At 70.2% G+C, this 20,287-nt stretch carries 15 protein-coding genes; 5 read left to right on the top strand and 10 right to left on the bottom strand.

Going from position 1 to position 20,287, the window contains the following annotated elements:
- Positions 1-90: 90 nt before the first annotated feature.
- From ACIBK4_RS20360 to ACIBK4_RS20345, 4 genes are all read right to left on the bottom strand, one after another.
- Positions 91-945: a 1,4-dihydroxy-6-naphthoate synthase gene (locus tag ACIBK4_RS20360; protein WP_398996142.1), complete on the bottom strand. Its 855-nt coding sequence runs from the start codon at positions 943-945 to the stop codon at positions 91-93.
- A complete protein-coding gene (locus tag ACIBK4_RS20355; protein ID WP_398996141.1) occupies positions 932-1,624 on the bottom strand; it encodes a futalosine hydrolase in 693 nt (230 codons plus the stop codon). The genes ACIBK4_RS20360 and ACIBK4_RS20355 overlap by 14 nt, the downstream gene beginning before the upstream one ends.
- Positions 1,594-2,058: a DUF2771 domain-containing protein gene (locus ACIBK4_RS20350; RefSeq protein WP_366433542.1), complete on the bottom strand. Its 465-nt coding sequence runs from the start codon at positions 2,056-2,058 to the stop codon at positions 1,594-1,596. Before ACIBK4_RS20350 ends, ACIBK4_RS20355 begins: the two co-directional genes overlap by 31 nt.
- A 73-nt stretch (positions 2,059-2,131) precedes the next feature.
- On the bottom strand, positions 2,132-3,556 hold the full coding sequence (locus tag ACIBK4_RS20345) for an MFS transporter (RefSeq protein WP_398996140.1): 1,425 nt from the start codon (positions 3,554-3,556) through the stop codon (positions 2,132-2,134).
- 399 nt (positions 3,557-3,955) lie between these two features.
- Here ACIBK4_RS20345 and ACIBK4_RS20340 point away from each other — a divergent pair, with 399 nt between their 5' ends.
- Positions 3,956-4,882 carry a DUF3027 domain-containing protein gene (locus ACIBK4_RS20340; protein ID WP_398996139.1) on the top strand — a complete coding sequence of 309 codons (927 nt, stop codon included), beginning with the start codon at positions 3,956-3,958 and terminating at the stop codon, positions 4,880-4,882.
- Between the two features lie 46 nt (positions 4,883-4,928).
- On the opposite strand, the gene ACIBK4_RS20335 is transcribed toward ACIBK4_RS20340, so the two are convergent.
- Complete coding sequence (locus tag ACIBK4_RS20335; RefSeq protein WP_398996138.1) at positions 4,929-5,087, bottom strand: hypothetical protein; 159 nt, start codon at positions 5,085-5,087, stop codon at positions 4,929-4,931.
- A 101-nt stretch (positions 5,088-5,188) separates the two neighbouring features.
- Positions 5,189-5,722, bottom strand: a complete 534-nt coding sequence (locus tag ACIBK4_RS20330) for a hypothetical protein (RefSeq protein WP_398996137.1) — start codon at positions 5,720-5,722, stop codon at positions 5,189-5,191.
- Between the two features lie 431 nt (positions 5,723-6,153).
- On the opposite strand from ACIBK4_RS20330, the gene ACIBK4_RS20325 reads away from it, so the two are divergent.
- Positions 6,154-9,279 carry a sacsin N-terminal ATP-binding-like domain-containing protein gene (locus ACIBK4_RS20325; protein WP_398996136.1) on the top strand — a complete coding sequence of 1,042 codons (3,126 nt, stop codon included), beginning with the start codon at positions 6,154-6,156 and terminating at the stop codon, positions 9,277-9,279.
- An 86-nt stretch (positions 9,280-9,365) separates the two neighbouring features.
- On the opposite strand, the gene ACIBK4_RS20320 is transcribed toward ACIBK4_RS20325, so the two are convergent.
- Together ACIBK4_RS20320 and ACIBK4_RS20315 are read right to left on the bottom strand one after the other, a co-directional pair.
- Positions 9,366-9,722 carry a DUF6086 family protein gene (locus tag ACIBK4_RS20320; RefSeq protein WP_398996135.1) on the bottom strand — a complete coding sequence of 119 codons (357 nt, stop codon included), beginning with the start codon at positions 9,720-9,722 and terminating at the stop codon, positions 9,366-9,368.
- Complete coding sequence (locus ACIBK4_RS20315) at positions 9,719-13,384, bottom strand: ALF repeat-containing protein (protein ID WP_398996134.1); 3,666 nt, start codon at positions 13,382-13,384, stop codon at positions 9,719-9,721. The genes ACIBK4_RS20320 and ACIBK4_RS20315 overlap by 4 nt, the downstream gene beginning before the upstream one ends.
- Before the next feature lie 471 nt (positions 13,385-13,855).
- On the opposite strand from ACIBK4_RS20315, the gene ACIBK4_RS20310 reads away from it, so the two are divergent.
- From ACIBK4_RS20310 to ACIBK4_RS20300, 3 genes are all read left to right on the top strand, one after another.
- Positions 13,856-14,317, top strand: a complete 462-nt coding sequence (locus ACIBK4_RS20310; protein ID WP_398996133.1) for a hypothetical protein — start codon at positions 13,856-13,858, stop codon at positions 14,315-14,317.
- Positions 14,318-14,389: 72 nt separating this feature from the next.
- Positions 14,390-15,958, top strand: a complete 1,569-nt coding sequence (locus ACIBK4_RS20305) for an FG-GAP-like repeat-containing protein (RefSeq protein WP_398996132.1) — start codon at positions 14,390-14,392, stop codon at positions 15,956-15,958.
- 306 nt (positions 15,959-16,264) lie between these two features.
- A complete protein-coding gene (locus ACIBK4_RS20300; protein WP_398996131.1) occupies positions 16,265-17,209 on the top strand; it encodes a hypothetical protein in 945 nt (314 codons plus the stop codon).
- 102 nt (positions 17,210-17,311) lie between these two features.
- Here ACIBK4_RS20300 and ACIBK4_RS20295 read toward each other — a convergent pair whose 3' ends face one another.
- Positions 17,312-19,708: a cation-translocating P-type ATPase gene (locus tag ACIBK4_RS20295; protein ID WP_398996130.1), complete on the bottom strand. Its 2,397-nt coding sequence runs from the start codon at positions 19,706-19,708 to the stop codon at positions 17,312-17,314.
- Between the two features lie 113 nt (positions 19,709-19,821).
- Positions 19,822-20,148, bottom strand: coding sequence for a DUF2530 domain-containing protein (locus ACIBK4_RS20290; protein ID WP_398996129.1), 327 nt, complete (start codon positions 20,146-20,148; stop codon positions 19,822-19,824).
- Between the last annotated feature and the right edge of the window lie 139 nt (positions 20,149-20,287).

Genomic DNA, 20,287 nt, shown 5'->3' with positions numbered 1-20,287 from the left:
GTTTGAGGACGAGGCGCCTTCAGGGCCGATGGGGGGTCTGGGGGCGCAGCCCCCAGGGGCGGCACCCCCAGCTCAGGCCAACCGGGAAGCTCAGGGAAACGTGAGCGCGTCCGGTCCCAGTGCGGGCACCAGCCCCTCCGCCGCCGCCCGCGTCAACAGCCCCCGGATCGCCGCATACCCGTCGCCCCCCAGCTCCGCCGTGAACTCATTGACGTAGAGCCCGATGTGCTGGTCGGCGACGGACGGGTCCATCTCCTGCGCGTGCTCCATGACGTACGGCCGGGAGACCTCGGGGTCGTCCCACGCGGCCCGCACCGACGCCCGGATCGAGTCGGCCAGCAGATTCAACCGCTCGGCACCCAGCGACCGCTTCGCGATGATCGCCCCCAGCGGGATCGGCAGCCCGGTCGTCGCCTCCCAGTGCTCCCCCATGTCCGCGAGCTTGTGCAGCCCGTAGTTCTGGTACGTGAACCGCGCCTCGTGGATGACAAGCCCCGCGTCGACCTTCCCGTCCCGCACGGCCGGCATGATCTCGTGGAACGGCATCACCACGATCTCCCCGACCCCACCCGGAATCGTGTCCGCGGCCCAGAGCCGGAACAGCAGATACGCGGTCGACCGCTCACTCGGCACGGCGACGGTACGACCGGTGAGGTCCACGTCCGCCCCCCGGGTGAGCACGAGCGGCCCGCACCCCCGCCCCAACGCACCCCCGCACGGCAGCAGCGCGTACTCGTCCAGCACGTACGGCAGCACGGCGTACGACACCTTCAGCACATCCAACTCACCGCGCTCGGCCATGCCGTTGGTGATGTCGATGTCCGCGAAGGTCACGTCGAGCGCGGGCGCACCCGGCACCCGCCCGTGCGCCCAGGCGTCGAAGACGAACGTGTCGTTGGGGCAGGGGGAGAAGGCGATCTGCAGAGGCTGCTCACTGGTGGTCATACGGGTTCCAACTCTCCAGTACGGGCGCACACTTCCCGAATCCCTCACTCAGGGCCGCGAGCGCGTCGCCGATCCGCCAGGCGGTACGGTCGCGCGGGCCGACGGGGTTGGAGACCGCGCGCAGTTCCAGGACGGGGATGCCGTGCGCGGCGGCGGCCTCGGCCACCCCGAAGCCTTCCATCGCCTCCGCGAGGGCGCGAGGGTGCCGGGCACGAAGTTCCGTGGCGCGGGCGGCAGTTCCGGTCACTGTCGAGACGGTGAGTACGGCTCCGACGCGGGCGCCGGTGGCCGCCGCGAGATCTCGTACGAGTGCATTCGGCGGACGGTGGGTGACGGCGCCGAAGCCGAGTTCGGTGACCGGGACGAACCCGTCCGGGGTCTCCGCGCCCAGGTCGGCGACGGTGATCTCGTCGGCGATCACGAGGGACCCGACGGGAGCCTCGGGCTGGAAACCGCCGGCGATCCCGGCGGAGACGACGAGGCCGTACGAGGCGCCGGCGAGGGCAGTGGCCGTAGCGGCGGCGGCTGCGGCGGGACCCACCCCGGCGGCGATGACATCAACCGCGCTGTCGCCGGTGAACGCCCGTGCCACCGCGTCCCGTTCGGCGGGGACGGCGGTGGCGACGAGGATACGAAAGGCGGCCGTGGTCAGGAATCCTTCTTGAACTTGAAGGACCACAGGCCCTTGACCGTCTTGTCGCCCTCCTTGATGGAGACGACGGTCGAGTTGCCGGTCGCGCCGTACTGGGTGTTGAAGAACACGCTGCCGGGGATCGTGCGGTACGTCTTCTTGCTGGAGTCGGTCAGCGGCTGACCGTTCATCAGGATCGTCCAGCCGTTGTCGGCGATCTTCGGGTCGACACCGAAGCGCACGGTCTCGTCCGGGTCGACCGAGATCGACGTGGAGGCCTTCAGGCACTTCGCCAGCTCCGCGGTCTTCACCGCGTCGCCGTCGTTGTAGCAGGTGGCCTCGGTGTGGACCGAGTTCCTCCCGACGGTGATCGTCGAGATCGGCGTCGGCTTGTCGCACGCCGACAGGACGAGCAGTCCGGCGGAAACGGCGCCGGCGGCGGCGACGGCGCGGCGGCGTCGCACAGCGGATTGCATGGTCATGGGGCGAAGGCTATCGGGCCCGTCCAGTACTCCCCCCACGTGGGGTGCGGCGCGGCGGGACGGGTGGCGCGGGTTAGGCCACTCGCGGGCGTCCGCCGGTGCCGTGTCGGGCCGAGGCGAGGAGGCCGCGCAGGGTGGTCAGCCAGCCCAGGGCGATGACTCCGGCGGCGAGGGTGAAGCCGAGGGCGCCGTTCAGCGGCATGACGATGCCGATCGCGCCGCCGAGGACCCAGGCCATCTGGAGCATCGTCTCGGACCGTGCGAACGCCGAGGTGCGCACCAGCTCGGGCACGTCCCGCTGGATCAGCGCGTCCAGGGACAGCTTGGCCAGCGCCTGGCAGAAACCGGCCGTAGCCGCGAGACAGGCCACCAGCACAGCCCCGAAGAAGATCGCCGCCGTGATGGCCGCACCCAGGACGAGCGCGACGACGGTCACGATGATGAGTTCCGGGGCCCGTTGCCGCAGCCAGGAACCCACCGCCGTACCGAGCGCGTTGCCCACGCCCGCCGCGACGGCGACTATGCCCAGCGACACGGCCGCGCTCTGCCCGGTCATCGGATGCTCGCGCAGCAGGAACGCGAGGAAGAAGGTCAGGAACCCCGACAGCCAGCGCAGCGCCGCGTTGGCGCCCAGCGCGTGGGTGACCGCGATGCCGACCGTGCGCAGCCCCGGACGCTTGACCTCCTTGGGATGCGGACCGTGCAGATGGTCCTCGTCCGCCGCGAGCAGCGCCGTGTCCTCGCCCTTGGCCGAGTCGACCTTGGGATCCAGCGAGAACGACAGGAACGTACCCGCGACGAAGATCACGAACGCGCCGTAGAGCGGCCAGGGATCGCCGATGGCGTGCAGGCCGCCCGCGATCGGGGCGGCGACGCCGGTGGCGAGGAGCCCGGCGAGGGTGACTCGGGAGTTGGCCTTCACCAGCGAGATGCGGGGCGGCAGCAGCCGGGGCACCACGGCGCTTCTGACGACGCCGTACGCCTTCGAGGCGACCAGGGCGCCCAGCGCGGCCGGATACAGCTCCAGGCTGCCGGTGGCGACCGCGCCGGAGATGATCAGCGCGAGGAGGGCGCGGGCGAGCATCGCGGCGGCCATGGCGGCGCGGCGCCCGTGCGGAAGCTTGTCGAGCAGGGGCCCGATCACCGGAGCCAGGACGGTGAACGGAGCCATGGTGATCGCGAGGTAGAGAGCGACCCGCCCCCGCGCCTCGTCGGTCGGCACGGAGAAGAAGACGGTCGACGCGAGGGCGACGGTGATCATGACGTCACCGGCGCCGTTCACCGCGTGGAGTTCGATGAGCCGGCCGAGGCCCGACTCGCCCGCGCCGTGGGCGTGCGTGGCCTTGCGGATGCCGCGGGCGGTACCGGTGACGGGGAAGTGCAGGGCACGACCCATCGCGCGGACGGAACCGCTCACCCGGCCCGAACCGCCACCTCGGATGTTCCCCTTCGCGCCACCGATCCCGGTGGCACCTTGGGGCGACCTCGCGGCTGCCACCCCGTCATAGTGCCCCGAGAACGGCACGAGTAGTGCGGTTACCGCGCGTATGGAGGTGTGCGGGAACGGATCGGGAACGGATCGGAGACGGATCAGGGACCGGGCAGAGACGGATTCGGGACCGTAATCGACGCCGTACCGGGACCGTCGGTGTGGGCGCATGGCGCGGGAGAAGGTAGCGTGCGTAGCGCGCCGTGGCGATTGTTCTCGGCCGCGCGCCTCTCGGCCATCCCGCAGAATGGATGGCGTAGGCGTGCCCGAGCGCGATCGGGTGCGGACGTCGACGCGGCCCTCCACCAGTGCCCCCAAGGGCCTGGTACATGTCTTTCAGCCGCTCCGTCCGCTCCCTTCGCCACACCAGGCGCACCCGTGAGACGGCGTAGGAGAGAAGCGATACCTGTGAGCGCAGCGACCACGCGAAGCCGCACCCCCGACCGCCTGTGCGCCGAGGCCGTCGACCTCGCCCGTGCCGCAGCCGAGGAGGCCGCCGCGCCCGGCGTGGTCGGCGAGCACGCCGGCTTCGAATCCGACGGCGACCGTGTGGTCACGCACTTCTTCGAGTGCAAGGAGTTCGGCTACCGCGGCTGGCGCTGGGCGGTGACGGTGGCGAGGGCGTCCCGAGCCAAGCTGGTCACCCTCGACGAGGTCGTCCTGCTCCCCGGCCCGGACTCGCTCCTGGCCCCCGAATGGGTCCCGTGGAGCGAACGCCTCCGCCCCGGCGACATGGGCCCCGGCGACCTCCTCCCCACCGACGCGGAGGACCTCCGTCTGGAGCCCGGTTACACGGGCGAGGACGAGCCCCCGCCGAACTCCGCGGTCTCCGAGGAGATGGCGGAGCTGGTGGAGGCGGAGGACGCGGAGGTGACGGCGGGCACCCCCGCCACGCTCCCCATGGCCCCCACCCGAGGCTCGATCGCCGCGGTGGCCGAGGAACTGGGCATCCGCCGAGCCCGAGTCCTCTCCCGCTACGGCCTCCATGTCGCCGCCGACCGCTGGGAGGACGGCTTCGGCCCGAAGACCCCGATGGCCCAGGCGGCCCCCGCGGCCTGCGTCAGCTGCGGCTTCCTGGTCGCGATCGGCGGCTCGCTGGGCCAGGCGTTCGGCGTCTGCGCGAACGAGTTCTCCCCGGCGGACGGCCACGTCGTCTCGTTGGCCTACGGCTGCGGCGGCCACTCGGAAGCAGCGATCATGCCCAAACCGCCCCAGCCCCCGGCCCCGGTGATCGACGAGACGATGGTCGACCCGTTCCCGCTGCGGCCTGCGGCGGATTCGGGGTCGGTGTCGGTGGGGTCGGACGGGGAATCGGCGGAGTTGGGGCACTCGTAGCCGCTGCGGCGAGCGGTGCGAGGCGTTGGGAGAGGGGCGGGGGCGATCACGCCGTCACGGCGAACGGGTCGCCCAGAACCCCGGCCAGCCGGACGAGCCCCGGGCCGTCCGCGTCGTCAGCCACCGCCGCGTAGACCGTGACGCGGTACCGGGCATGGTCCTGCTCCCAGGTGATGTCACGGGGATCAATGCCGCGAATATCCATGAGGCGAGCTTAAGAGACCATTTCGCACACCCGCCGACTCCCCAACCGAACAACGGCTTACTGAACACGATCTACTGGACCCCGACTTACAGCTGATCCCTTTACAGCTGATCCCCGCTGACGGCCGCTGCCGGAGGATGCGGACCGCCGCCGTCCTTGACGTCCTGCTCGCAGGTTTGTCCTTGGTAGGACTGGTCGTTGGGGATCAACAGCACTCCGGCGACCTGTGCAGGATGCTCGACGGTGAGCCAGTCGTCGCCCGTGGAGCTGCCGTTGGGCCCGAACGCCCCCGACGAATAGACCGTCTGACACCCCAACGCCACACGCTTCTTGTCGACCGCACAGACGTCCAACGCAGGATCGGACCATTCGTCGACGCCGCCGAAACGGTAGTGGAAGTGGACCACGTCACCTCCGTACGGCCGCTGCGGATGAGGCTCAAGCCGCCAGTCGACGACCTCTGCGGTAACGCCGCGAAGAACCTTCCCGTCCACATCCTCGACCCGCACCCTGACACCGGCGACACCACGCTTCGCAGTCGTGTCGGAACACCCCCAGCTCGAAGAACATCCGCCCCCGGCAAGAACCACCAGAGCCAACACCGGCACCCCGACAAACCCCCGTGCGACAAACACTCAGATGACCCCCAGTCAGAGTGAAGCGCGACAGTCTATCCAGGTGCATTGCCCCCCCCACGAGCCCGCAGCCGCCGACGAACCGGGAGCGGGTCGTGGCGGTACGGCGCAGCCCGCCGCTCAGCTGGTCCCCACTCCTTCAACTGTGGCAAAAGACAGAGGGGCGCAACCCGCGGCGGGCTCGCCGTACCGCCACGACCCCGACCCCACCCCCCCCCCACAGCGGGCGCCCCCCCCCACCCCCCCCCCCCCCCCCCCCCCCCCCCCCCCCCCCCCCCCCCCCGACCCCACCCACCACCAACTGCGGGCGCCCACCCCAACCCCCTCCACGCCAACCCCCTCCACCCCAACCCCCACACCCCGGCCCCGCGCCACCCCCTCCCCTCCGCGCGGTACCTTCATCGCGACGCCGATGAGGAGAGTGAACGTACGTGAGTAAGTTCGTGCGGCCCGCCGCCGAAGGTGCCGACCCGTTCGGCACCGCCCGTCTGCGGCGTGGGGTGCTCGACGCCTGGGCGACCAGCCCGGCCCGCTTCCGGGAGGACGCCAACGCCGAGGAGGACCTCGTCCTCGGCGGCTACCGGGACCGGCTGGTCGTCGAGCTCGCCCAGAACGCCGCCGACGCCGCCGCCCGCGCAGGCGTGGCCGGCCGCCTCCGCCTCACCCTCCGCGACGGCGTCCTGTGCGCCGCCAACACCGGCGCCCCCCTCGACGCCACCGGCGTCGAATCCCTCTCCACCCTCCGCGCCTCCGCGAAGCGCGACGCCGGCGACAGCGCGGTGGGCCGCTTCGGCGTCGGCTTCGCAGCGGTCGTAGCAGTCACCGACGAACCCGCCGTGGTCGGAAGGCACGGCGGCGTCCGCTGGTCCCTCGCCGAGGCCCGCACCCTCGCCGACGACACCGCCCGCCACAGCCCCGGCCTCGGCACCGAGATCCGCCGCCGCGACGGCCACATCCCCGTCCTCCGCCTCCCGTTCGCCGCCGAGGGCACCGCCCCCGACTCCTACGACACGGTCGTCATCCTCCCGCTGCGCGACACCGCCGCCGAGGACCTGGCCGAACGCCTCCTCAACGCGGTGGACGACGCTCTCCTCCTCGCCCTCCCGGGGCTGACCGAAGTCGTGGTCGAAGTCGGGGACCAGACCCCCCGCACCCTCACCCGCCGCACCGACCACGCCGACACGGTCGTGGACGACAGCCGCGACGGCTCCACCCGCTGGCGCACGGTCGCCGCGCACGGCGAGCTGGCGAAGGAACTCCTCACGGACCGCCCCGTGGAGGAGAGACTGCGCCCGTACTGGTCCGTCACCTGGGCCGTCCCCGTAGACGACGACGGAACCCCGGCCCACCCCCGCACCAGCCCCGTCGTCCACGCCCCCACCCCCAGTGACGAACCCCTGGGCGTACCCGCCCTGTTGATCGCCTCGCTCCCCCTCGACACCACCCGCCGCCACGCGGCCCCCGGCCCGCTCACGGACTTCGTCGTGGAACGCGCGGCCGACGCCTACGTCGAACTCCTCGCCGCCTGGCGCCCGGTGACCACCGGCATCATCGACCTCGTCCCCGGCCCCCTGGGCAAGGGCGAGCTGGACGGCACCCTGCGCCAGGCGATCCTGAACCGCCTGCCGCGCACCGCGTTCCTCCCACCCGCCCTCGAACCCGCCGCCGACGACACGGAGTTGCCCGAGTCGCTACGACCCCGGGACGCCGAGGTGGTCGAGGGCGCGGGCGCGGACACCGTGCGGGTCCTCGCCGAAGTACTCCCCACCCTCCTCCCCGCGGGCCTTGAACGCCGCGTGGAACTAAGGACGTTGGGCGTGGCCCGAGTCCCCCTCACCGACGCGATCGACCGCCTGGCAGGCCTGGAGAAGGACCCCGCCTGGTGGCGAAGCCTCTACGACAGCCTCGCGGGCGTGGACCCGGACCGCTTGTCCGGCCTCCCCGTACCGCTCGCGGACGGCAGGACGACGATCGGCCCCCGCCAAGTCCTCCTCCCCACCCCCGACTCGCCCCAGGTGGACCCCGAAGTCCTGGCCCGCCTGGGCCTCAAGGTCGCTCACCCGGACGCGGCACACCCCCTCCTGGAGAAGCTCGGCGCCCTGCCCGCAACCCCGCGCGCGGTCCTCACGACACCCCAGGTACGAGCAGCCGTAGCCGCGTCCCTGGACGACGAGGGCGGCGCCGTATGGGACGAACCGACCCTGGACGCCGAGGAGTTGGCGGACACCGTCCTCGCCCTGGTCCGGGACGCGGGCCTGGAACCCGGTGACGAACCCTGGCTGGGTGCCCTGGCCCTCCCCGACGAGGACGGCGAACTGGCCCCCGCCGGCGAACTGGTCCTGCCCGGCAGCCCGTTCGCGCAGGTAATGAGGCAGGACGAACTGGCTTTTGTCGAGGCCGACTTGGCCGACCGCTGGGGCGAACAGCCCCTGGCCGCCTGCGGAGTCCTCGCCACCTTCGCCCTGGTCCGGGCCACCGACGTGGTCCTGGACCCGGACGAACTGGAGCCCCGGGACAGCGACTTCGCGGAACCCGACGACCCCGGCCTGCTGGACTCCGTGGACGTCTGGTCGGAAGACGTCCTGGACCGCTTCCCCGACACCCCCGTACCCCCCGTGGCCACGGAACTGGTCGCCGTGCGCGACCTGGACCTGGTGGACGACGACCGCTGGCCCCAGGCCCTCGCCCTCCTCGCCCAGCCCCCACTCCGCGACGCGATCACCCAACAGGTCCGCATCCTCCTCCCGGACGGCACGCACGAACTCGTACGGCCGTACACCGCATGGTGGTTGCGCGGCCACCCGGTCCTGGACGGCCGCCGCCCGGCGGGGCTCCTGGCGGCCGGCGGCGACCCCCTCCTCCGCGGCCTGTACGACGAGGCCGACGCGACGGGCTTCGACGATGAACAGGTCCTGCGGGCCCTCGGCGTACGCACCTCGGTCGCCGCCCTCCTCGACGAGCCGGGCGGCGCAGCCGAACTCCTCGACCGCCTGGCCGACCCGGACCGCGAGGTCACCGGCGCCCAACTCCACGCCCTGTACAGCGCGTTGGCCGACCTGGACCCGGAACAGGTCACTCTCCCGGACGACTTGCGCGCCGTGGTCGACGGCGAGGTGACGGTCGTGGACGCGGCGGACGCGGTGGTCGTCGACTCACCCGACCTGCTCCCCTTCACCACCGGCACCCCCCTCCTCCCCGTACGCCCGTCCCGCGCCGCCGAGTTGGCCGACCTCTTCCAGGTCCGCCGCCTCAGCGAATCGATCACCGGCGAGGTTACCTCCGAGGGCACCGAACACGACGTACCGGATTCCGTCCGCGTCCTCCTCGGCCCCCGCACCCCCACGACGTACGTCGAACACGACGAACTGATCGTGGACGACGTGGAGATCGACTGGCGCCGAACCCGCGACGGAGTCCTGCACGCGTCGACCCTGGAGGGCGTCGCCGCCGGCCTGGCCTGGGCGGCCGGCCAGTGGCCGCGCCGCTTCGAGGTAGCGGCCCTGCTGGAAGACCCGTCCCGGACAGAGGAGTTGGCACGGGACCGCTGGTTCGACTGACCCTCACGCCAGAGGGGTGCCCCCGGTGTCACTGGGGGCACCCCTCTGGCGTGAGCCGTCCATGCCGTGTGTCGTGCCTGGGTGCGCTACGCCATGGAGTGTGCGAGCGCTGTCATCTCCTCCCTCAAGGACGCCTCGTGCTCGGGGCGGAGGGCGATCGCGCTCCCTGCCCGCTCCGCGAGGACGAGTGAGGTGACCAGCAGACCGTCCGCGAGGCGGTGCAGTACGTCGTTGTGAGTCGAGGCGTACAGGTCGTACAACCGTGCGGTGAAGGCGGCGAACGCTGCCGGGTTCACCTCGCAGCCGCCCTCGCGGGTGGGTGTCAGACCGGACGGAACCTTGAGGAACTCGGCCGCTCCCTGGGCCAAGGCGGCGTACAACCGCCCGCTGTGGTACCCCGCGTCCCAGAGCGTTTCGTCACCGAGTTCAAAGGGATGACTCAATCTGCGATCTCCAGCCTGAGGTCGAGGTCCGGGTATTTCTGCCTGAGTTGTTTGAACCGCTCCTCCAGCGCCGTCCTGAAACGCGGGTCCATCCCCGACGTCGTGAACCGGAAGCCGATGGGCGCGTTCTCGTAGCCCGGAAGAAGTCGACGGCACTTCAGGTAGTTGTCCAGCTTGATGTTGATGTGTTTGTTGAGCCAGACGTCGTCAGCGTAGATCGCCGACTTGAGCTCCCACATCACATTGTTCTCGAACAGGTCGATATCGGTGATGATTCTTCCCGTGTCCGGGTCGTAGACCTTGTGGTCGATGGCGCCTTCCAGGCAGCTGAACCCACTGCCGGCCGCCGTCCGCGCCACGGATGTGAAGGAGGCCCGCGTCGCCACCGACGCCTTCTTGACGATCTTGCAGCCACGCTTCAGCAGCTTCAGCTCGTCGTAGACCCGTTCCAGCGTCTTGAACTTGGCGCTGAGGAGCGCGTCCACCGCGACGCCCTTGCAGCTGTCGAAGTCCTTGTTCTGCAGGCACTTCTCGAACTGACCGAGACCCAGCAACTCCTTCTCGGCGTTCCACAGTTGCTCCATGGCATCGCCGAACTCCTCGCCCTGGGCCACGATGTCGCAGGCGATCTCCGAGTGCTGGCACCACCGGGCGAAGTCCTGCGGGTCGCACGGGACCATCCCCTGCTGGCAGCGGTAGACCTCGGCGGCACGGCGACCGTCCTCGTTCTTCGCCTTCTCCTTGGCCGCGACGGCGGCCTTGCGCCGCGCCTCCTCCTCTTCCCGGTACTTCGTGACCGTGATGGTGAAGGCCTCGGTCGCCGCCTTGAGGGCGGCGTCCGCGTCCTTGCCCGCCGCGACCGCCGACTTGCGGGCGTCCTCGGCGTAGTACGCGGCGTTCGACGCGGCGGCCTGGGCGGTCTCCGAGGAGAGCGTGGCGTCGGCCGCGGAGCGGGCCGCGTCGTTGGCCGAGACGTCGGCGCGGTTCGCGGCGTCACGGGCCGTCCTCGCCGACGCGGCGGCCTGGGCGGCGGACGTCTCGGCGTCCTTGGCGTACTGGTCGGCCTGCTTGGCGTAGTCGTTGGCCTTGGTCGCCGCGGCATCGGCCTTCTTGGCCCACTCGGCGGCTTCGGTGGCCGCCTTGCGGGCGGTGGCGGCGACCTTCTGGGCGGTCGCGGCGTTCTTCTGCGCGGTGGCCGCGACCTTCGCCGCGTCCGCCAACAGCTTCTGGACCTGGGCCACATGCGTGACGGCCAGATAGTCCTTGCGCTGTGCCTTGTACTGGCCGGAGACGACGAACACGTGCAGCGCCTGTGGTGAGCCCTCCAGCGCGACCCGGGCCGCCGACTTCACCTCGGGAGTGCCGCTGTCGATGAGCTGCGCGGCCTTGACCCGCTCGTCCTGGGTCCGTGCGGTGTACTGCGTGGCGACCAGGAACTCGCTGTACTTCTTCGGGTCGCCCGTGGCCAGCGCCTTGCGGCCGGCCTCGGTGACGACGGGCCCGGCGCCGGAGAGGACCTGGACGATGGCGACGCGCATCCCCTGGGCACCGGCCTGGTACTGCCCGTTCTCGACGAACGCGGTGATCGCGGCGGCGTCTCCGTCGAGTGCGGTCTCGGCCGCGTCGCGTACGGTCTGGTCCTCGCTCTCCTCCGCGAGACGCTCCACGTAGGAGCGGTCGTCCTGCTGCTCGGCGGTCCTCCAGCCGTTGCGCAGATAGTCGACGACGACCTCGTCGGGGCCCGACAGCGCGGCCTCGGCGGCGCCGCGACCCCAGGCCGTACCGCCCTTCATCACCCGTACGGCCAGGTCGCGGCCCTGTTTGGCGACGGACGCGAGATCGGCGCCGGGCTCGGTGGCCGCGGCCACCAGCCGGTCCCGTTCGGCCCGGCGGTCCTTGACCTCCTTGTCCAGCGCGGCCTGCGCGGTGGTGCGGGCGGTGTACGCGGCCTTGTCGTCCTTGGCGAGCTCGATGCCGCCGTTGGTACGGCCCAGCAGCTCCTCGCTCTCGACCTCGCGGGCGAGCTTGTAGACCGCCTGAGCCGTGGCTACGGCCTTGGTGGCGTCGTTCGCGGCCGTGGTGGCGGCGTTCGCGTGCTCGGTCGACCTGGTGGCGGCCTGCGCCGCGTTGCCGGCCTGGTCGGCGGCTTCCTTGGCGGCCTTGGCGGCGTTCTTGGCGTGCGTGGCCGCGGACTTGGCGGCATCCCGTGCCTCGCGAGCCGCGGTGGCCGCCTTGCGGGCCAGCGTCTCGGCGGCGGCCGCCGCGCGGTTGGCCTCGGTCGCGTGCCGCTTGGCGGCGGCCGCTGCGGCGCGGGCCTCGGCGGCGGCGGAGCTGGACTGGCCCGCGTAGTTGCCGGCCTCGATCGCGGCGTCGGCGGCGGCGTTGGCGTTGGCACCGGCACTGGCCGCGGAGTGCGCGGCGTCCCCCGCCGCGTCGGCTGCCTTCGCTGCCTGATCGGCGGCATCGGCAGCCAGGTTGGCGCCTGCGGCGGCCTTCTCGGCGTCCTCGGCCGCGGTGCGCGCGGCGGCCGCGTTGCCTGCGTCGACCGCGGCATCGGCGGCGGCGTTACGGGCACGGGAAGCGGCCTGGGAGGCGCCGGCAGCGGCGGCCGCTGCCTGCGAGGCCGCGTTGGCGGCCACGCGTGCCGAGTTGTTCGCGGCACTGGCCGCGTCGATCGCCCGCTGTGCGGAGGCCGCTGCCTGGGACGCCGCGGTGGCGGCCCGCTTGGCGGCCCGAGCGGCCTTGGCGGTGTCGTCCTTGGCCGCCTTGGCCTCGGCCTCCGCCTCCTGCGCGGCTTCCTTGGCGAGCTGCGAGGCCTTGACCGCCTTGGCGGACTCGGTCTTGGCCGCGGCGGTCTGCTCGGCGGCTTGTCGTCCCGCTTCCTTCGCCTGCGCGGCGAGTTCGGCGATGGTGGCGTGCTCCTGGTCCTTCGCGCGGGCGACGAACTGGCCGATCTCCAGGAACTCCCGGATGTCCTCGGCGGTGCCGTTCAGCGCGATGCGTCCGGCCGCCCGTACGTTGGTGCCGCCTACGCTGACGATCTGGACGAGCTGCACCCGCTCGTCCTGGTCACGCTGGGCGTACTGGCCCTGGGTGAGGAACTTCCGGACGTCGTCGGACGTGCCGTTCAAGGCGGCCCGGCCGGCGTCCCGCACGTTGGGGCCGCCGGTGTCGATGATCTGGGCGACCCGGACCCGGTTGTCCTGTTGCATCGGGTCTTCCCAGCCATCGTCCAGGAAGTCCTCGAGCGCGGCACGGTTTCCGGTAAGCGCCGTGCGTGCGGCGGTCAGCAGCTCCGGTCCGCCGACGGAGGCGAACTGCGCGGCGGTCACCCGCTCGTCCTGGAACACCAGGCCGTCCGCCGCGGCGAGGAAGTTCTGTACGTCGGTGTCGCTGCCGGTGAGCGCCGCCTCGGCAGCTGCCCTGACGCCGGGGCCACCGGCCTTCCAGTAGTCGACCACCGAGCCGCGGTCGGCGGGGTCGACGGCGGATACGGCGGCGGTGCGGACGCTGTTCGTCGGGCCTGTGGCGGCCGACGCGGGCGGCGAGCTCAGCAGGCCGACGGCGAGGGCGAGCGGCAGCAGACTCAGTACGGCGCCGTGGAGGACGCGCGGTCGTGGATTCTTCCCGGCGGTATCGAACTGGTCAGTTCTTCGATTCACTGGGTACCCGTCTCGATAATCGGCGACGACCCCCAATACGTGAGTCGCCGAATGGTCGGCGGGTAAGCATAGTCAGCTTTTTCTGTTTCGTGGTGACCAATATCCAGGACTGCGCAGAGCGGACAATGCGGGATCTTTGGTGCTCTTCCGCATTAATTCAATGTGCTGAAAAAATGCCCGTTGACGTTTTCTCTTCCTATGCTTACGCTATACCTCGACTTTGCTCCTGATGCGTCCAGCCTGACCAGCTGGGATCGCATCGGAGCCCTAGGACTGCAGGGGGTTGAGGGGGGTCGGGCGCGCTTGTTCGCGCCCGTCTGAACAGGGCTTTTACGTCGACCATGAGTAGTCGCGGCCCGTCTGTGTACTTTTCGACAGCATCCTGGCGGGGGGCCTCGCGCTGCGAGGAGCCGCGCCGGAAGGGACTCTTCGGTGCCTTTCCGTGCCCGAAATCTAATTGTTTCCGGGGTCGTGGCCGCAGCTGCCATGCTCACTGGAATTTCCGTTGCCTCCGCCGATGATCCACCGCAATCGCCATCGAATCCGCCTGCCCTGGTCGAGGACTATTCCTATCCCGGTGCCGACCGGATTTTGGCGGAAAAGGGAATCAAGCTGAAGAAGGGTGACGGTCGTATTCTGCTGGCCGACTGCGATTCGACCGCCTCGCAGATCCACGTGATGACCGTCGGGGACCCCGCCCAGAATCGCGCGGACGACTACTGCTTCAGGACTGTCGGGAAGACCGGCTGGCTCACCCTGGAGCTCTCCCGAGTCTTCGCCGTCGCGGCCTCGGACCACCCGATCCGCGCCGACCTCACCGCGAACGGCGAGACGACCTCGGTCCTCGTCCCCAAGGGCGAGTTGGCCCCCGTCGGTGAGGGGACCGTCGGGGGCGCGAGGTCCGTTCTCGTCGAGTTGCGCGTGACCGGCTGACCCTCACCTCTTCTTCCGCACGCTTCGTGGGGCCGCCGCTCCACCGAGCCGAATTCCCGATGCGAGGCACACGTGAATGACGCCCGTCCGCGCAGAACGCGCATGGTGTGGGCCACCGGGCTCGTGGCCGCCGGCCTGACGACCGGCCTGCTGGCCGCACCGCCCGCCCAGTCCGTCGTTGGCGACCAGGTCGCGGAGGGAGCCGACCAGTATGTGGTCAAGGTCCATATCGCCGGCGGCACCGACAACGAACGTTCCTGTTCCGGCACCCTGGTGGACCCCCAATGGGTCCTCACCGCCGCGAGCTGCTTCGCGGCCGATCCCCAGCACGCGACCGCGCTCACCAGGGGCGCGCCGCCTCTTCCCGCCGTGGTGACCGCCGACGGCAACAAGCCCGCTCCGAAGGCCGAGCGTAATCAGAGGGTGGATGAGATCGTGCCCTTCCCGGGCCGCGACCTGGTCATGGCCCGCTTCATCCAGCTTTCCTCCGACGATCCGTTTCTCGGACCGTTCCCCGAGATCGAGGTTGCCGAGGTCGACGACGCGGCCCCGACGCAGGGTGACCGGCTCAGGGCGGTTGGATACGGCCGGACCAAGTCCGAATGGACACCCGAGCGTGCTCACACCGGCTCCTTCAACGTGGACCTCGTCGACCCGACGACCCTGGCGATGTCGCCGGCCGCGACCCGCGCTGCCCTGTGCAAGGGCGACGCGGGCGCTCCAGTGTTCAACGGAGCCGACGGCATGGTCGGCGTGGTCAGCGCGGCCTGGGACGGCGGGTGCCTCAACTCGGCGGAGAGCCGTACCGGGGCTGTTGTCACCCGGGTCGACGACATCGCCGACTGGGTCCAGCAGGTTCGGCTGACCTTCCAGCAGCGGAAGATCAGCGATGTGATGACTGCGGGCGACTTCAACGGTGACGGCCGTACGGACATCGCCTCGCTGATGCGGTCGGGCACCATCCACGTGTTCCACGGTCGCCGGGACGGGACGCTGCAGTTCGGGAGCTATCTTTCCGCGGTTGGGCGCAGCGACCAGAAGCGGCTTGTCGCGGGCGACTTCGACAGTACGCGGGGACTCGAAGTGATTTCGGCCGACAGCGTCGGCAATCTCGTTCTGCACAGTCAGCGCACCTGGGTGCCGGGCTTTTACGCTCCGACCGATCTGTGGACCGACGCCACTTGGAAGGACGGCCTGCCCGTCGCCGCCTTGCGGACCGGCACCGCCGCACGCGACACCCTGCTGTTCCAGTGGCCCGACGGCTCCCTCTACACCTACAAACGGGACGCCGCCGGCAAGCTGGTCAACCAGAAGAAGGCGATGTGGCCGGACAAGACCTGGAAGAAGAAATACATCGCCACGGGTGACTTCACCGGTGACGGACGGGACGACATCGCGGCCGTGGCCGCCGACGGAGCACTGCACCTGTACCCGGGCAAGGCCGACGGGACCTTCGACACGGCCCGATCGATGTGGCCCGACAAGAGTTTCGGCGCCATGCGGCTCATTCTGGGCGGTGACTTCAACGGAGACGGCAAGGCCGACCTCGCCGCAGTGACAACTGCGCGCGACATGCGTCTGTACGCCGGTGACGGCAGGGGCGCTCTTGCCGCGCCCAAGTCGATGTGGCCGACGGTTTGAGCTGGTATGTGGGCGCGTGGATCGATGGTCAAGACGAGTTCGAAGGGCATCCTGAAGACCACGGTCAACGCCGCCGGTGACGTCATCCACGTGAAGTAGTCCGGGGAGCGTCGGCGGAGTCTCCGTACTTCACCACGGGTTTGCAATACCCGTACAAAGTCTCGATCCGCCGTACAACCTGTCCCACCTGTCGCGGATCAGGACACATGAGCCAACAGGCTCCGCCATCACTTGGGCCCCGGCGCCGACGACGAGCCGTTCGGAACGACCAGCGCGTCGGGGTCCCCTTTCCCACTTGGGGAACGCATGCGCATACGCGCCACCGTGGCCGCCGTCTCCGGCGCCCTGGTCCTCTCCGCCTTCGCCGTACCGGCCGCACAGGCCGCGGGCTCCGACGCCGGCTCCTACCGCTCGGACATCGCGAAGATCCGTGAGGCCGCCCACGCCGCCTCCGGCAAGGCCACCCTCTCCCACTCCACCGTCGCCACCGCGGCCGACGCCGAGCCGTACCCCCTCAACGTCACCTTCGCCAACGTCAAGGTGAACAACGGCAAGCCGATCGTGGCCGGTATCTCCGGGCACCTCTCCGTGCCGGTCACCTACACGCTGACGCACGGCGCCGACGTCGACATCACCGCGTCCGACTTCCTCACCGGCCCGTACATCTACAAGGGCACCTTCGCCAAGCCGACCAACGCGCTGTTCGGCGAGGACGCGGGCACCTGCAAGGTCACCTCGGCGACCGCCGCCTCCTGCAAGGCCACGCTCGACATCTACCCGGGTGAGGGCGACCTGTCGAACGTCGACGCCGGTGCCTGGAAGGCCGGTGCCGAGGCCATCGCGCTGAACGGCCAGAACCCGGACAGCACCAGCTTCGACATCACCAAGGTCGGCCTCGCCGACCAGGGCAACTTCGCCTCCCCGAACGTCACGCGCCTGGCCAAGCTCACGGTCAACGCCGCCCCGGAGCCCGTCAAGAAGGGCAAGACCATCACGGTCACCGGCAAGCTGACCCGCGCGAACTGGGACGACACCAACTACACCGGCTACTCCACCCAGCCGGTCAAGCTCCAGTTCCGCAAGAAGGGCGCCAGCACCTACACCACGGTCAAGACCATCAAGACCAGCTCCACGGGCGCCCTGAAGACCACCGTCAAGGCGGCGGTGGACGGTTACTTCCGCTACAGCTTCGCGGGCACGTCCACCACGGCCCCGATCAACGCGACGGGCGACTACGTCGACGTCAAGTAACCAACACCGGCAGCCACCCGCGCCCTGCTTTTAGGGGCGCGGGGAACTGCGCGACCAGCCCCCACTCGGCAGCAGCGAACAAACGACGTACCACCCGCCCCCTCAAGCCGGCACCCGCCGATCAACCACCCTCCACACCATCTCCAGCACAACCCCCGCCACCACCGAAATCCCCACAGCGATCCACGGCATGGTCACCCCCACCAGCTTCAAAGCAAAGAAGTGCTGAAGCCAAGGCACCACCAGCACCACCACGAACGCCGCCCCCATCGAGGCGACCAGAGTGATCCGCCACCACGTGTACGGCCGCGCGATGATCGCCAGCACCCACATCGAGATCAGGAACAAGGTCAAGGTCGCCGCGCTCGTCTCCGCCGCCAACGACCCCTTCCCCGTGTAGTGGTGACGGGCAATCAGATACGTCACGAAGGTAGCCGCCCCGGCGATCACCCCACCCGGGATCGAGTACCGCATCACCCGCCGCACGAAATGGGGTTTCGCCCGCTCCTTGTTCGGCGCCAGCGCGAGGAAGAACGCCGGGATCCCGATCGTCAGCGTCGACAACAGCGTCAAGTGCCGCGGCAGGAACGGGTATTCAACCCGCCAGCACACCACCAGCACCGCCAACAGTACCGAGTACACCGTCTTCACCAGAAACAGCGTCGCCACCCGGGTGATGTTCCCGATCACCCGCCGCCCCTCCGCGACCACCGAAGGCAGCGTGGCGAAGCTGTTGTTGAGCAACACGATCTGCGCGACGGCCCGGGTCGCCTCGGACCCCGACCCCATGGAGACGCCAATGTCCGCGTCCTTCAGGGCAAGGACGTCATTCACCCCGTCCCCGGTCATCGCAACCGTGTGCCCGCGAGACTGCAACGCCCCCACCATGTCCCGCTTCTGCTGCGGAGTGACCCGCCCGAACACCGTCCCCTCGTCAAGGGACTTGGCCATCTCCCCCTGATCCGAGGGCAGTTGACGGGCGTCCACGACCTGCCCGCTCAGCCCCAGTTTCCCGGCCACCGCCCCCACGGACACCGCGTTGTCCCCGGAGATCACCTTCGCGTGCACATCCTGCTCGGCGAAATACGCGAGCGTCTCGGCCGCGTCGGGCCGCAACCGCTGCTCCAGCACCACCAGCGCCGTGGCCGTGGCCTCCCGCGCGACCTCGGGATCGTCCAGCTCACCGGAGACCCGGGCCAGCAACAACACCCGTAGCCCTTGCTCGTTGAGCCGCCCGGTCTCCTCCAGCGCGGGATCGTCGTCGGCGAGCAGCACATCGGGCGCGCCGAGCAACCACGTACTCGACTCCCCGTTCCCCTCACTGAACGACGCCCCGCTGTACTTCCGCGCCGACGAGAACGGCAGCGACTCCACGCACCGCCACTCCCCGCTGTCCGGATAGGCCGCGATGATCGCCTGCAACGACGCGTTCGGCCGCGGGTCCGACTCCCCGAGCGCGCCGAGGACTTTGCGTACGTACGTTTCGTCGGCCCCGCCGAGCGGACGCAACTCGGTGACGTCCATCCCGCCCTCGGTGAGCGTGCCCGTCTTGTCGAGGCAGACCGTGTCGACGCGGGCGAGGCCCTCGATGGCCGGAAGTTCTTGAACGAGGCACTGTTTCCGGCCAAGCCGGATGACACCGATCGCGAAGGCCACCGAGGTGAGGAGGACAAGACCCTCCGGGACCATCGGGACGATCCCGCCGACCGTCCGGGCGATGGAGTCCTTGAACCCGTGCTGTTTGACGACGAGTTGGCTGATGACCAGGCCGATCGCGGTCGGGATCATCATCCACGTCACGTACTTGAGGATCGTGGAGATACCGGTCCGCAGCTCGGAGTGGACGAGCGTGAACCGCGAGGCCTCCTCGGCGAGTTGGGCCGCGTACGCCTCGCGCCCCACCTTCGTCGCCTCGAACGCGCCACCGCCGGCGACCACGAAACTGCCCGACATCACCGCGTCCCCGGGCCGCTTGACGACCGGATCCGCCTCACCGGTGAGCAGCGACTCGTCGATCTCCAGACCGTCCGCCTCGACGCACTCCCCGTCGACGACCACCTTGTCACCGGGCCCGATCTCGATCAGATCACCGAGCACGATCTCGGAGGTGCTCACCGCCACGGCGGCCCCGTCCCGCCGTACGGTCGGCTTCGACTCGCCGATCACCGCGAGGGAGTCGAGGGTCTTCTTCGCCCGCCACTCCTGGAAGACCCCGATCCCGGTGTTGGCGAGGATCACGTACCCGAACAGGCTGTCCTGGAGCGGCGCGACGCTCAGCATGATCAGCCAGAGCACACCGATGATCGCGTTGAACCGGGTGAAGACGTTGGCGCGCACGATCTCGCCGAGGGAACGGCTGCTGCGCACCGGGACGTCGTTGACCTCCCCGCGCGCCACCCGTTCGGCGACCTCGGCGGTGGAGAGCCCGCGCGCACGTGCGGCCGGGACGGGCACGGGGTGCACAGGGTCGAGTTCGGCGCCCGCGTCGGTGTGCGTCATGCATTCGACGGTACGTGCGGATTTACGGCTTCACCCGCCGAGTGCCCGGAAGATCCGACCAGGGGAGGACGGCGGGCGGAGCGGGCTGATGCCCCGGGTGGAGAGAGGCCTCATCAATCCGCAGCAGGGGAGGGGGTGTCCGTAGCCGAAGTGGTCGAAGGGGGCGACGCGGCCGAAGTGGTCGAAGCCGCCGCCTCGGCCGCCAGCCGCTTGAGCGCCGCGTCCCGCCCCCGCACGTACCAGATGCCGATCAGCCCGAGCCCGGCCCCGGCCAAGCAGGTCCACACCCACCACAGATGACCGTGGTCGTCGAACCAGCCGTAGAAGGGGAGCTGTGCCAGGAAGAGGACGAACCAGAGGATCGTGCCGCCGATGATGGTCGGGACGATCGGGCCCTCCAGGGGCTCCGGTGCCTCGTGTGTCGGTGTCCACTTCGCCATGCCCCCAGCTTACGAGGCGGCACAAGCGGCTCGATGGACACTCGGCCCCACGCCGGTCTACGCGCGGAGATAGCGCCTGACGTCTTCATATGTTCATACTGAAACGGTTTCCGTCTGTCCACTTCTGCTCGTAGGAACA

The organism is Streptomyces sp. NPDC050528 (assembly GCF_044457795.1).
Lineage (GTDB): Bacteria > Actinomycetota > Actinomycetes > Streptomycetales > Streptomycetaceae > Streptomyces.
This window is presented reverse-complemented; position numbering and strand designations above follow the sequence as displayed.